Source organism: Paenibacillus algorifonticola (genome assembly GCF_000971975.1).
GTDB lineage: Bacteria > Bacillota > Bacilli > Paenibacillales > Paenibacillaceae > Pristimantibacillus > Pristimantibacillus algorifonticola.
In genome coordinates this window covers 96,070-109,514 of sequence record NZ_LAQO01000025.1, presented here as the reverse complement: position 1 = coordinate 109,514, position 13,445 = coordinate 96,070, and the positions used below count along the sequence as shown (strand labels likewise).

Below are 13,445 nucleotides of genomic sequence, written 5' to 3'. Positions count from 1 at the left end.
GGATTTATCTGAACTTTTTAGTAATCTTTCTTTATATGAATAAGACTAAAAATACCTCCAGCGTTGCTGAAGGTATTTTTTTAGCTTTTTTGAAAAAGAAACTGGCAAGGCAGGCAAGCGGCTACTCCCGCGAAAAGCCTTCCTCTTCCAAATATTCGACAGCCTCTTCATAGGTTTCGAACGCCATTTCCAAATTCATACCTTCGTAAATCATCCATGTATCTTCCTCGAACCTCAGTTGAAGCGTCTGCGAGTCTTCGTTAACCCATTGCTGATCGGAATTGGCCCGCTGTCTTCTGCGCTGCGCTCTCGTAAGCGGCACTTCAGGCTTGAACGATAGCGATTTGATCGCTTCGGCAATTAACGTACGAAGTGCAGGCTCATCCAGGCTGCGAATGTTGACGAGGCCCTTGTCGTCGATGTCATAGCCGTCCAGCAGGGCGGCGTAAACAAAACCGTTGCCGTTCGGATGCAGGTGGTAGACGACATTTTTGCGGTCGTACACGCTGCCCGCATATTGAAAATTAACGCGTCCCAGCGACACATCGCTGCGCTCCAGCTCGGGGAAGGACGTAATGATTTCAAGCTTTTGTTCAAAAGTTAGCATAATTTCCTCCATCGTTGAATCCAGTTTATTTTAGCGTAAAGGGCGCTGGCTACAGATGCGCCTTGTTGACCTGTTCGTTGCGTACCATTTGCTCCAGCTTGTCGACGAGAGCTTGATGCTCAGGCGGCAGCTTCCGCAAGCCGAATAAACGTTTGGCTTTGTTTTGCTTCAGCGTCTTCAGCATGTACAGCTTCTCCCGATAGGTGAACATGGGTACCAGCCTCCAATCCAATTGCACCGCAAGTTCCTCCATTATATAGGCTTCACCGTCAGGATGAAAGCTATAACCTGAACAATAAAGCTTTTTAGCCAAGCAAGGCGGCACGGGCGAGGCTTCTTCTTTTTTTGCCATGACAAGCATAAGCTTGTAACAGAGTGGGAATTTGGCGGGAGGCGATAGTAGCATGGCAAGATGGGGGAGAAAATGGGGACTGCTTCAGCTGTTGAACCGCAATCGAAAGCTATCCTGGCCTGGACTGCCGCTGAGGCGGGTGAAGACGGTCAGCTGGAGCAATCGGGGAAGCGCAAGCGAAAATCCAGGCAGACGCAGCGGCAAAAGCTGGGGCAGCAGCAAGCGTTCTGGCGCAAGTGTTAGCCGGCCCAAAAGCTGGGGCAGTGGCAAGCTTACTAGCGTAAGCATTAGCTGGCCTAAAAGCTGGGTCAGGGGGAGCCGTCCTAGCCCCAGCGCTAGTCGCCCCAGAAGCTGGGGAGTGAGCAAGCCCTTGTTTGGTAAAGGCAGCAGCCATAGTGGTTTTGTAGCAAAATCGCAGTCTGGTCGCGCCGCTTCCCGTCCAGCCGCTTATGATGCTTTTCAACCTGGACAGTCACAGTCGTCCGGTGGAGGAAGCTGGGGCTCAAGGCCGAAGTCGCCAAGGCGGAAGCTCAAAATATGGGCTGCCATTATTGTGTTAACGCTGCTCATTGGCGGCATTCAGTCTTTTTTATACGTAGATAAGCATTTGCGCGAGCCGCTTACTAAGGTTGCCCAATTGCGAATCAAGCAGGTAGCAACACAGGCGATTAATAAAGCGACGACAGAGCAGGTGGCCAGCCAGTCCGAGTTCGAGAAGCTGGTTGATTGGAAAATGAACAGCAACGGCAAAGTGTCGGGCTTCATGCTGAACTACAATGAGCATACGAAAATTAGGGCGCAAACGATTACGACGGTGCAATCGACGCTTGAGCATCTCAAGGAAATTCCCGAGCATATTCCAATTGGCAATGCGCTGGGCAGTCCGCTTATTGCGTCATATGGTCCCCGTGTTCCCGTCAAATTTGAGCCAGTCGGCGCGGTTAAAGTGGATCTCAGCACACGCCAGCAAAATGCTGGCATCAATATGATTTTGATTGAGGTGTACATTCATATTGTCGCGGAGGTCGCGATTATTATTCCTTTTGAAACGGAGCCGCAAATGGTGGAAACGGAAATTCCGATTTCCTATTTGCTCGTCGTTGGCGACGTCCCGATGTATTATTACGACAACAAAGGCAATCCAGTGGGCAGCTCTGCCCCTGGCGCCCCTAATATTGCACTGCCTTTATCAAAAGGAACCGGAGTGACGCAGCCATCGGACGGCAGCATGCTGGAGGAGCAGCTTGATGCACCAGCGCTGCCTGCGCCGAGCGCGGAGAATGAGAGCGAGCATTAGAAATAAGGAAAGCCACTGATGCAAACGTTGCATCAGTGGCTCATTAGTGATTTATTAGTGTTTCTATAAAGGCTACGTTCATTTGGAACATGCCCATTAAGCCGAATTACATGTACAGCATAAAGAAATTCAAGTCATGTCCGTTTTGCTTCAAGTAGTTGTAAAGCTGCGAGCGATGGTGGAACGTATGGGTAACGACCTCAATAAGCCATTTGATCTGAACCATGCCATGCTCCAAATAATAAGCTTTAGAAGATTTATTCAGCAGCTCTTCCTCGCTTAAGGAAAGGATATACTGCTTGAACGTTTCAAGGTTGGTTTGAAAACGCTGAATCAGCTCGTCCGTACTAGTGATGCCAGCGGCTCCATTTTCGACCTCCGCAACTTCATGCTCCGTCTTTTCCTGTAGAATGGCTAGATCGCTAGCGGGAATGGCAACCAGATGATGAACGAGCTCAATCAGCGAACGCATATTGTCCTGCGGGCGAAAGTCCCACTCGGACTGCTTGATTTGAGCAATTAAGGAGCTGCTTGTCCGCACGGATAGTTCCAGCTCCTCCAGCAAATGATCTCTAACTGTAAATGTTCCTAACATTATGTATCGTCTCCTTGTTTTGTCAATTATTTTTTATTGCTGCTCATAGCGGGAAGCAAGCTGGCATACTCGTTGATAAATAGCTTTTCGCAGCGCAGGCGGTTCTGTCACTTCGGCATCCATGCCGAGATAGGTGAAAAATTGAACGGCCCAGTCCCATTCGGACATGGGCAAATCCATTTCAAGCTTCCACAGCTGGCTGTCCACCTGCTTGACCAGCTGCCCAAAATGAGGATCCTGCTCGGCGAGCAAAGCTCCCCGATACGTTAATTGGGCAGCGATGTGTGCAAGCTTCATAGCGCTAGAGTCAGCCGATCCGGCCTTGTCCAAGTAGGCTGAAGCCGCTAGCGGCGGCTCAATGGGCTCCAATTGCACAAAACGATCAACGCGGAACGTGCGCTGCTCCTCATGCAGCACGGAATAAGCTTCACAGTACCAGAAGCCATGTGCTGTGTAGAGCCGGAGGGGCAGCAGCTCAAGCGATCTTTGATGCTGCTCGGAGCGATAGAAGGCGCGAATCCAGATCGACGTTCCCGCATATTTCAGCAGTTCCTCCAGCAGCGGTGTTTTGTAGTTCCGGTCGGGAATGGCAATTTCCAGACGATCCAAAATCGGCTCTATATGCTGCAAAATATGCTCCGGCATCGTGGCTCGAATTTTATCAATGGCTGTAAAACGTGCTTGGTTAAAAGGGGTGTCGGCCATTTTGGTCATGGCATTCAGCGAAAATAGCACAGCGAGTGCTTCCTGCGAATCGAAATGCAGCGGCGGCAGTTTATAGCCATCCATTAATCGGAAGCCTCCTGCAGGCCCCGATAGGGCGTATAACGGTATTCCCATCTCGGCTAGCGCCTGCATATCGCGAAGAATCGTTCGTTTGGATACCTCAAGCTTGCTGGCCAAAGCCTGCGCAGTCTCGGGCCGCTGCTGCAAAGCCATCATAATGGCAATGAGGCGATCATTCCTTTTCAAACGGGGCCTCCCTCCCTTTTTAACCCAGTATAGCATGCTATTAGTGACAACATGTTTGTCATCATTAAATCAGGCTGCTCAAGAAAAAAATAACGCTGCCGCCATGAAAAAACCGCTAGCTGCTGGCCAGCGGCCAGCAATTAGCGGTTCGTATTGGAGCGATAGGTGGCGCTTCGCGAGCTGAGCTGAAAGCTATTACCCTTTTTTCAAAATATAGAGAAAGCATATCCTAACGCTATCCTTTCTCTATATTTCTCGGAATGAAACGCGCCGCGCCGCCAAGGACGTCGACAGCCGTTTCACCTTGAAATATAGGAAAGGATGTCCTAATGCTATCCTTTCTCTATATTTCTCGGAATGAAACGCGCCGCGCCGCCAAGGATGGCGACAGCCGTTTCACCTTGAAATATAGGAAAGGATGTCCTAATGCCATCCTTTCTCTATATTTCTCGGAATGAAACGCGCCGCGCTGCCAAGGACGGCGACAGCCGTTTCACCTTGAAATATAGGAAAGGATGTCCTAATGCCATCCTTTCTCTATATTTCTCGGAATGAAACGCGCCGCGCTGCCAAGGACGGCGACAGCCGTTTCACCTTGAAATATAGGAAAGGATGTCCTAATGCTATCCTTTCTCTATATTTCTCGGAATGAAACGCGCCACGCCGCCAAGGACGTCGACAGCCGTTTCACCTTGATCGCCGCAGTTCTTCGCGCTCCCATGCTTTCAGCAACGGATACGGGTCGAAGGACCATTCGATCAGGCCGCGGTCGCGGTAAATGCCATAGTGAAGATGGGGAGGGAATTTGCCCTGGGTTCCCGGCTTGCCATAGCCCGAGCTTCCGACCCAGCCGATCACTTGACCCGGCTTGACGACCGTTCCGGCGGCCAGCGATTTATCGAACCCGGATAGGTGCGCGTAATAATGGTAATAATTGTTGAGATCACGGATGCCAATGCGCCAGCCGCCGAATGGGTTCCAGCCCTTCACCTCGATAATGCCATAGCAGGTGCTTTTGACAGAGAGGCCGTAGCCAGCGAACAGATCGGTGCCTTCGTGGCTGCGTCTGCCGCCCCAGCTGCGAGCGTTGCCCCAAGTGCTTTTATACGAATAGTTATTTCCGACTGGCAGCGGAAAAGCATGCTCGAACAGATCCAGTCGTCCAAACGCTTCATAAATACGCGTAAACTGCTGAATACGCTGGACGGAGCGGCTGTTATGATAATATTCCCATAGCCCAATGGCCAAATCGTCCTCAGTCGTTCCATGCTGCAAAATTTTGCTTGCTATCGCATACAGCAAATCGAAATCATTGGTGCGTTCCGCTAGCCCGTCGCCATTGCCGTCCCGGCCAATGCCGTTGAACCAGCGAATGGAAAGCGGCGATACATCGGCTTTATTCGGATTCAGCAGGCCGCTCCATTGATCCTGTTCAATAAAGATGCCAACGGTTTGGCCTAGAAGCGGCCGCGTTTTGGGGCGTGCGCTTGACAGCGTGCGCTCATATTGATCAATAGCGGCAAGCTGGGGCCATGGAATGCCCGTCATCAAGCTTAACTTGTCGTATAACGTTTTCCGGGTAGCGAATACTTCGGCAGCTTTAGGCGTGGACTGGACTGGCAAAAGGCCTTCATCTTGATGCTCTGCTGACCGGGACGCCGAATGGGCTTGCCCGGAGTGCCCGGTTATGAGGCAGGCGGAAAGTGTGAGTGCTGCTGCAAAACGCACGGTCTGTTTCAAGCTGTCCATCCTTTCTGTAGCTATATGGCTTGAAGGTTAGGTTTTGCAAATCATTGCTTTTTATGCGAGGCGCTTTGACTTGCCATCCATCGTAAATATGTATGGCTTTTATCTGAAATTCGAATGAATCGAATGGGCAATTACGTGCTACATAGAGAAGAAACATGCTATAATAGCGAAAGTGATACGGCCAAGGCTTATTTTGAAATGCAGCCATTATTGCGTTTGAGGATACGACCTTGTTAAATGGAGTGAAAGCAGGGATGCCGGATGAAACCAACCAAACAAACAGAAAAACTGCCGAAGCCGGATTGGCTTCGCATTAAATTAACGACTGACGGCAATTATGCCGAAATTAAAGACATGATGCGTACCAAGACGCTGCATACTGTATGCGAGGAAGCGCGTTGTCCAAATATTTATGAATGCTGGGCTAATCGTACGGCAACCTTTATGATATTAGGTGATATCTGTACGCGGGCTTGCCGCTTCTGCGCCGTTAAGACGGGCATGCCGACGGAGCTGGATACACAGGAGCCGGAACGCGTTGCTGAAGCAGCGGAGCAGATGGGTTTGCGCCACTGCGTCGTAACATCGGTTGCGCGCGATGATTTGAAGGATGGCGGCGCATCTATTTTCGCCGCAACGATTCAAGCGATTCGCGAGCGCGTTATGTTTTGCCGCGTTGAGGTGCTCATTCCGGATTTCCTTGGCAATGAAGCTGCGCTTCAAGTGGTTATGGATGCGAAGCCGGATATTTTGAACCATAATATTGAAACGGTAGAGCGCCTTTCTGACCGCGTGCGTGCCCGGGCTAAATATGCCCGTTCACTGGAGCTTCTTAAACGCGCGAAGGCGATGAATCCGAAAATTCCGACGAAGTCGAGCATTATGCTAGGCCTTGGCGAAACGTTTGAAGAGATTTTGAAAACGATGGATGATTTGCGTGCTGTGGATTGCAACATATTGACTTTAGGTCAATATTTGCAGCCAACGCCAAACCATCTGCCGCTAGTTCGTTACGTGCATCCAGATGAATTTGCCGCTTTGAAGGAAGAAGGATTGAAGCGCGGATTCCGGCATGTTGAGTCGGGCCCGCTCGTTCGCAGCTCCTATCATGCGCATGAGCAGACGGATTCCGCTGTCGCCGCTGAGGAGCGCGAGCTGAGCAGCGTGTAAGGCTTGAACTGAAGCTTCGAGAGGTGGGAAGTCGTCTTGATTCAAATCGGTGGTAAAATTTATGAGCTTGTTCATGAGAACAGAAATGGCTGGAATCAAGAGGCCTTTCGTGCCCGCTACAGCGAGGTGCTGGAGCGGTATGATTATATCGTGGGCGACTGGGGCTATAGCCAGCTGCGCCTGAAAGGGTTTTTTAAAGACAATCATATGAAGTCCACTCGTGATACGATGTTTTCCTATGCATCGGATTACATTAATGAATATTGCAACTTCGGCTGCCCTTACTTTGTGTTGGAGAAGACCGGAAGCGTGAAGCAGTCCCCCGAGCTTGAGGAAGTGGACGAGGAGGATGCACTGACGGCTGATCTCAACGACAAGCTGTTCATGGCGCTGGAGGAAGCTTTTCAGACAGCGGGGCAGGAGGGAGACGGCCATGTGCAGGCTGCTGCTCCGACAGCCAAGTCTCCTGGTGGATCAAATGCTCCAAATCAGGGACAGAAGCAAAGCCAGAACAGTCAGAGCCATACTTCGCGCGGCAGCTCCGGCAATCGCAGCGAGGATTCTTCGCAGCGCAGCGGGGGCAAGCAGCGTGAGCGCCGCAGCTATCGGCCGAATGGCGGCAGTGGCGGGGGCGGAGAGCGTGCAGATCGCAGCGGCGGCAAGAAGCCGCCAAGAGGACTTGCGGCAAGCAAGGAAATCGCCGCTTCCGCTGAAAGCAATGAAGGAGCGCCGGTTCAGCCGCAGCGCCAGAAATCGCCTTATCGCGGCAAAAATCGCCCGCCGAAAACGAATCTTTCCGAGCCAACAGCGGAATAAGCAGGTGCGGGTACAGGGTTAAGTTAAATGAAGCAGGAATACTGGAGTCATCCAGGTTCCTGCTTTTTTTGCGTTCAAAAGCATTTGGTAAAATCGGACAAAATGCTACATGGACGGTCGCAGGCGTTGCCGATATCATTGATAATGAAAATCAATTAAAAGTTTTCAGGAGGTGCTTCAAACGGGAATGGCTTATGCGAATATAGCAGCAGTAGGCGAACTGGCAAGCTCACAAGCTTTTCAGAGGGCGAGAAGGCGGGTGTTCACCCAACTGATTGAAGCACTCGTATTTGAAAGGCTACCCGTTTTCACATGCACGGAGCAGCGAGGCGGCCAGCTGGAGCTACTTATTTTCGGTCGCGATGAGCAAGAGCGGCCGGTCCATTATAGCTGCCAAGGCAGAAAAATGCTAAGTTTTGGAAAAATAAAGCTGACGAACAGCATCATAAATCGCCTTCAGGAAGGAAGGCAGGAAGAGGCGCAAGATATCGCCCTCTTTCTGGAGGAAATGGCTCGCTCACTTGCTGAGATACCTAGCCAGATTAGCACCTTTGCCGCAGAACTGGAGCAGACGCTGCTGAAGGAAGCGGCTGCCTTGCAGCGGATAAGCGAGGAGGGGAGCCATAAGCGGGGCGGCATCCGCAGTTACGACGAGCTTGAGGGCGATGTGCTGGAAGGGCACCCGTACCATCCATGCTTCAAGTCGAGAATCGGATTTACGATGGCTGATAATGAGGCGTATGGTCCGGAGTTTCATCCGCAATTTCAGCTGCTCTGGCTCGCTGTCTGGCAGGAAAATGTGGAAATGACAGCGTCCAAAGGGGTAGATGAAAGAGCGCTTATTCGAGCGGACGTTGGCGTGGAGCAACTCACGGAGTGGGAGCAGCGACTCGAGCAGAAAGGCTGCGAGCCGAAGGATTATGTATATATGCCAGTACATCCATGGCAGTGGCGGGAGGTGCTTTCCGGACTATTTTTCAAGGAGATCGCTTTAGGGAAAATAGTCGTATTAGGCGAAAGCCGCCACCTCTATTCGCCCCAGCAGTCCATTCGCACATTAGCTAACCGCACAGACCTTAAAGGGCTGTCGATTAAATTGCCGCTAAGCATCCGCAATACCTCATCGATGCGGACGATTAGTCCGCGGCATGCAAGGAATGGCCCGAGATCCTCGACTCGCCTTGCGACTATGGTGGTGGGGGATGAATATTTGAGAGAAACGCTGCGGCTGATTTTATTGCAGGAGCGGCTCGGTATTTCTTACCGTTATGAACGGCTACCAGAGTCGGTGCGCGGGCGGGCAGAGGGAACCCTTTGCGCCTTATGGCGGGACAGCGTCCATCTTTATTTAGATCAGGGCGAAGAGGCGGTTCCATTCACGGCGCTATGCCATGTTAGGTCAGACGGGCAGCCCTTTATCGCGCCATGGGTGCAAGCGTCAGGAGTAGAGGTTTGGCTCAGTCAATTGCTCAACGTTGTTTTGCGTCCGCTGCTCCATTTGTTGTTCGCGCATGGAGCTGCAGTTGAAGCACACGCGCAAAATCTCGTGCTGCTGCATCGCAGCGGCGTACCGTCGCGGCTCGCCGTAAAGGACTTTTCAGGCGGCGTATTATTTTATAACGGAGAAAATGCAGACTCCGCGGCTTTGCCGGAAACGGATGTCAAGCATGAGGTTCGGGATGTTGTGCATAACGCTTTGTTTTTTGTGAATTTGGCGGAGCTGGCTTTGTTTTTGAACAAGCATTATTCATTCGAGGAGCAGCAATTCTGGCAGGCGGTTGCAGATGCGATCGGCCAGTATGAACGGGATTTTCCGCAGCTTGCAGAGCAGTTTCAGGCCTATAATCTGTTTGAAAATCGCGTCTTCGTCGGGCTGCTTGCCGCCCGCAGGCTGCGAGGAGATGGCGGAGAACGGGATCACTGGATTGCGAATGCGTTAGCTGGCTACCGTGACAGCGACCGTAAAGCTGCCCGTGTTCAATCGGACTTCATAGAGGAGGAGAATAAGAAATGAAGGCACTTGAGCTGACGCAGCCCGAGGCGGGGATAGAGGAGATTGTCCATTCGGAGGCTTATCCGCCAGCGCGGCGGCGCGTACTCCGCCAACTGCTGGAGGCGCTGCTGTATGAGCAGATGATTGCTTACGACAGCCGCATCGCTGCTGATGGAGCGGAAGAAATAACGATTACAGGTACGGATGCACAGGGGCGTCCCGTCTATTATCGCTGTGCGTTCAGGCGCAAGCTGAGCTTCGGCAAGCTTCGCTTAACCAACCAGCCGCTGTACAGGCAGGCGGCGGAGCATCAGGATGGACACGGGCAGGAAGCCGAGGATATCGCGTTATTTTTGCAGGAAATCGTTTCTGCGATGGTAGAGGAGCCGCGTTACCTGGAACGCTTCACGCAGGAGATTGAGCAGACGCTGGTCAAGGAAGCCGCTGCCCGCAGTCATCGCCTGCTGCATCCGGTTAGTGGCAGCCGGGAGCTGGCGGATTTGGAAGGCGACGTCATCGAGGCCCATCCGTATCATCCGTGCTTTAAATCGCGAATCGGCTTTCAATTGGAGGATAACGCGCGGTATGGCCCAGAATTTCATGGACGCTTCCAGCTAGTCTGGCTTGCGGTCCATAAGGAGGATTTGATTTTCGCCGTATCCAAGGATCGTTCATGGACGGAGCATATTGCCGGCGAGCTTGGCGAGGAGACCGTTGCCCGGTTTGTACAAAAGCTGGAGCGGCAAGGGCTTGCGGCAGCGGAATTTACGTTCGTCCCGGTTCACCCCTGGCAGTGGCGGGAGAAAATCGCTCCACTATATTTCCGCTTCATGGCCAGTGGGCGTATGGTTGTGCTCGGCGAAGAAGGGGATCATTATTCTCCGCAGCAGTCGATCCGTTCGTTGTCCAACCGCAATAACCGGCTCAAAAATAATGTCAAAACCGCGATCAGCATCGTCAATACATCCGCTGTACGCCTTCTCGGAACGCATCATGTGACGAATGCGCCGATTTTATCGGATTGGCTTGAAAGCATTGTGGCTGGTGACCGCTATTTGCACGATGAGCTTAAGCTTGTGCTGCTTAAGGAGCATGCGGGCGTCTCCTTCCGCTACAATTTATTGCCAGGCCCTGTGCGGGCCGCCGGCTATGGAACGCTTGGCGCTATATGGCGCGAGAGTGTGTATGTCCACTTGGAGGAGGGAGAGGAAGCAGCTCCGTTCACCGTTTTATGCCACATAGGCGCTGATGGCAAGCCGTTTATCGATAGCTGGGTGCAGCGTGAAGGACTTCGAAGCTGGCTGGACAAGCTGCTTGCAGCCAGTATGCTGCCGCTCATTCATCTGCTGTTCGAGCATGGCATTGCAATGGAATCGCATGGTCAAAATTTAGTGCTCATTCACAAGCAAGGCGTGCCTTCGCGGATTGCGCTTCGGGATTTGCCTGGCGGCGTGCGTTTCCATACTCGCGATGGCGAGGAGGAATCGAGACCTGAGCATTTGCTGGACTCCGATCCGCTGCATCCTAACAGCTACAGCACGTCGCCAATGGAAACGAATAATGTTCAAAAGATTCGGAATTTTCTGATGGATTCTTTTTTGCAAATTATGCTGGCTGACCTTTGTCTCGTTCTGGAGGAGCATTACGGGTTGGATGAAACAGAGTTTTGGCATGCCGCTGCGGCGCCGATCCACAGCTATTTGAGCACATTCGGTCTGCACAAGGCAGAGCGCTATGATTTATTTGCTGAAACGATAGAAGTCGGGCAGTTAACGAGACGCAGGCTGTTCGGCGAGCATGTGATCCGCAATCATGCTGTTGCCAATCCGCTATACCAAATGAGAGAAACAGGAGTGTGAACAAGATGAATGTGAAAACGGTGCGCAGGCAAGAGGCAGGAGTGACCTCCGTAGTAGATTGTGTGGGCGGAACACCGCTCGTCCGGCTGAAAAGAATTTTTCCGGACTCAAGCGTCCGGCTGTTCGCCAAGCTGGAGATGATGAATCCGGGCGGCAGCATGAAGGATCGATCCGCGCTGTATATGATTGAGCAGGGCTTCGAGAGCGGCTTAATCGGGCCGAATACGCATTTAATCGAAAGCACCTCCGGCAATCTCGGTATCGGGCTGGCGATGGTTGCGAAGATCAAGGGGCTGAAGCTGACCTGTGTTGTCGATCCGAAAATTTCAAAAACGAATTTGCAAATTATTAAAAGCTTAGGCGCCAACATTGATATGGTTACCGTCAAGGATGAACAGGGCGGCTATCTCAAAACGCGGATTCACCGGGTCAATGAGCTGCTGGGCCAAATTCAAGATTCCTACTGGATCAATCAATATGCCAATGAGTGGAACTGGAAAGCCTATTATTCTACTGCGGCGAGCGAAATTATGGAGCAAATCGATGAAAAAATTGACTATTTGGTTTGTGCGGTCAGCACGACAGGCAGTATTTTGGGCTTTGCCCGGCGGCTGCGCGAGACCAATCCTCACATGAAAGTAATCGCAGTGGATGCGGCAGGCTCCGTTATTTTCGGCGGCCAGCCGGGAACGAGAGAAATTCCTGGCATTGGCGCAAGCCGCGTGCCGGAGCTGCTCAGCAGGGAGGAAATCGACGAGGTCATCTACGTGCGCGATTTGGAGTCGGTAGCTGGCTGCCAGCAGCTGCTCGGACAAGAGGGGATTTTTGCTGGGGGCTCCACGGGGTCGATTATTGCCGCGTTAGGCAAGCTGCTGCCGTCTATTTCTCCTTCTTCTACGATTGTTACCGTATTCCCCGATCGTGGGGACCGTTACATGGATACGATTTATAACGACGATTGGGTTAGTAAGCTTGAACAAACAGGAGGAGCATTGGTATGAATAAAATGCTGTATTTGAACCGCGAGGATATTCGCCGGGCGGGAGGCGATTCGTCAGAGCTGTATGTGCAGGCGGTCAGTCATGCGCTTGCGCTGCATGCGGAGGGAGATTTTGTACAGCCGCTGAAGCCGTATTTGCGCGTCAATGAGCAGAGCGGCCATATTGCCGACCGGATTATTGCAATGCCTGCGCATTTAGGCGGGAACGAGCCAGTATCCGGCATTAAATGGATCGGTAGCAAGCATGACAATCCGTCACGGCTTGGCGCTGAGCGGGCCAGCGGCGTCATTGTGCTAAACGATCCACAGAGCAATTATCCGGTAGCGATATTGGAGGCGAGCTTGATTAGCGGCATGCGCACCGCAGCCGTTACCGTTATTGGCGCCCGTTATTTGGCGAAAAAGCATTTTGCCGCTTTAAGCTGCATCGGCTGCGGCGCGATTGCCGGCATGCAGATGCAGGCGATGCTTGAGCAGTTTCCTGCTATAAAGACGCTGCAGCTTTATGATTTGAATGCAGCGGCGGCTGAGCGCTTCGCTGAACGCCTTCGCAAGCGCTTCAACCATGTGCACATTACGGTTGCGGAGAGCGCGGAAGCGGCTGTGCGCAGCGGCGAAGTTATTGTCACCTGCACCGTGGCCGACCAGCCGTACATTCCATTCGAATGGCTGCAAAAAGGCGCTTTCGTCAGCAATATTTCGATCATGGATTTGCAAAAGGATGTTTTTCTCCGCGCGGACAAAATCGTCGTTGACGATTGGCAGCAGGCGAACCGGGAGAAAAAAATTATTCATCAGCTCGTCACGGAGGGCAATTATTCGCGCGAGCAGTTGTATGGCGAGCTGGGCGAGCTGGTCACTGGCCGGAAGCCGGGGCGTGAAAACGATGAGGAAATCATCGTGCTGAATCCGATGGGTATGGCCATTGAAGACATTGCCAGCGCTGCGGAAATTTATCGGAAGGCGAGAGAGGCGGGCATTGGCAGCGAGCTGGAATTGTTTGGCGCTGAGCAAGCCGCGCCATCTGCAGGGTGA

The 13,445-nt window shown here is 52.2% G+C and carries 12 protein-coding genes; 7 read left to right on the top strand and 5 right to left on the bottom strand.

Annotated features, from left to right (window positions below):
• Window positions 1-121: 121 nt before the first annotated feature.
• Window positions 122-607, bottom strand: coding sequence for a hypothetical protein (locus WH37_RS24940; protein WP_046233342.1), 486 nt, complete (start codon window positions 605-607; stop codon window positions 122-124).
• Between the two features lie 49 nt (window positions 608-656).
• The gene (locus tag WH37_RS35725) at window positions 657-845 is read right to left on the bottom strand and encodes a hypothetical protein (protein ID WP_156182362.1); all 189 of its coding nucleotides are present in this window, start codon (window positions 843-845) and stop codon (window positions 657-659) included.
• Between the two features lie 166 nt (window positions 846-1,011).
• Here WH37_RS35725 and yunB point away from each other — a divergent pair, with 166 nt between their 5' ends.
• Window positions 1,012-2,256, top strand: coding sequence for a sporulation protein YunB (gene yunB / locus WH37_RS34970; protein ID WP_082110995.1), 1,245 nt, complete (start codon window positions 1,012-1,014; stop codon window positions 2,254-2,256).
• A 106-nt stretch (window positions 2,257-2,362) separates the two neighbouring features.
• Here yunB and WH37_RS24930 read toward each other — a convergent pair whose 3' ends face one another.
• The 3 genes from WH37_RS24930 to WH37_RS24920 all read right to left on the bottom strand — a co-directional run bounded on the left by WH37_RS24930 (window position 2,363) and on the right by WH37_RS24920 (window position 5,572).
• Window positions 2,363-2,851 (bottom strand): DinB family protein, encoded by a 489-nt coding sequence (locus WH37_RS24930; protein WP_046233341.1) that lies wholly within the window; start codon window positions 2,849-2,851, stop codon window positions 2,363-2,365.
• A 33-nt stretch (window positions 2,852-2,884) separates the two neighbouring features.
• The gene (locus tag WH37_RS24925; RefSeq protein ID WP_046233340.1) at window positions 2,885-3,823 is read right to left on the bottom strand and encodes a helix-turn-helix transcriptional regulator; all 939 of its coding nucleotides are present in this window, start codon (window positions 3,821-3,823) and stop codon (window positions 2,885-2,887) included.
• Between the two features lie 687 nt (window positions 3,824-4,510).
• Window positions 4,511-5,572 carry a M23 family metallopeptidase gene (locus tag WH37_RS24920; protein WP_046233339.1) on the bottom strand — a complete coding sequence of 354 codons (1,062 nt, stop codon included), beginning with the start codon at window positions 5,570-5,572 and terminating at the stop codon, window positions 4,511-4,513.
• A 261-nt stretch (window positions 5,573-5,833) separates the two neighbouring features.
• Between WH37_RS24920 and lipA the strand changes: the two genes are divergently transcribed.
• From lipA to sbnB, 6 genes are all read left to right on the top strand, one after another.
• Window positions 5,834-6,742 (top strand): lipoyl synthase, encoded by a 909-nt coding sequence (gene lipA, locus WH37_RS24915; RefSeq protein WP_046233338.1) that lies wholly within the window; start codon window positions 5,834-5,836, stop codon window positions 6,740-6,742.
• 36 nt (window positions 6,743-6,778) lie between these two features.
• Window positions 6,779-7,558, top strand: a complete 780-nt coding sequence (locus WH37_RS34965) for a YutD family protein (protein WP_082110994.1) — start codon at window positions 6,779-6,781, stop codon at window positions 7,556-7,558.
• 187 nt (window positions 7,559-7,745) lie between these two features.
• Entirely contained in the window at window positions 7,746-9,572 is a 1,827-nt protein-coding gene (locus tag WH37_RS24905; RefSeq protein WP_052737194.1) for an IucA/IucC family protein, read from the top strand.
• On the top strand, window positions 9,569-11,410 hold the full coding sequence (locus WH37_RS24900; RefSeq protein ID WP_052737193.1) for an IucA/IucC family protein: 1,842 nt from the start codon (window positions 9,569-9,571) through the stop codon (window positions 11,408-11,410). Before WH37_RS24905 ends, WH37_RS24900 begins: the two co-directional genes overlap by 4 nt.
• Window positions 11,411-11,415: 5 nt before the next feature.
• Window positions 11,416-12,411 carry a 2,3-diaminopropionate biosynthesis protein SbnA gene (gene sbnA, locus WH37_RS24895; RefSeq protein ID WP_046233337.1) on the top strand — a complete coding sequence of 332 codons (996 nt, stop codon included), beginning with the start codon at window positions 11,416-11,418 and terminating at the stop codon, window positions 12,409-12,411.
• Window positions 12,408-13,445, top strand: coding sequence for a 2,3-diaminopropionate biosynthesis protein SbnB (sbnB, locus tag WH37_RS24890; RefSeq protein ID WP_046233336.1), 1,038 nt, complete (start codon window positions 12,408-12,410; stop codon window positions 13,443-13,445). Before sbnA ends, sbnB begins: the two co-directional genes overlap by 4 nt.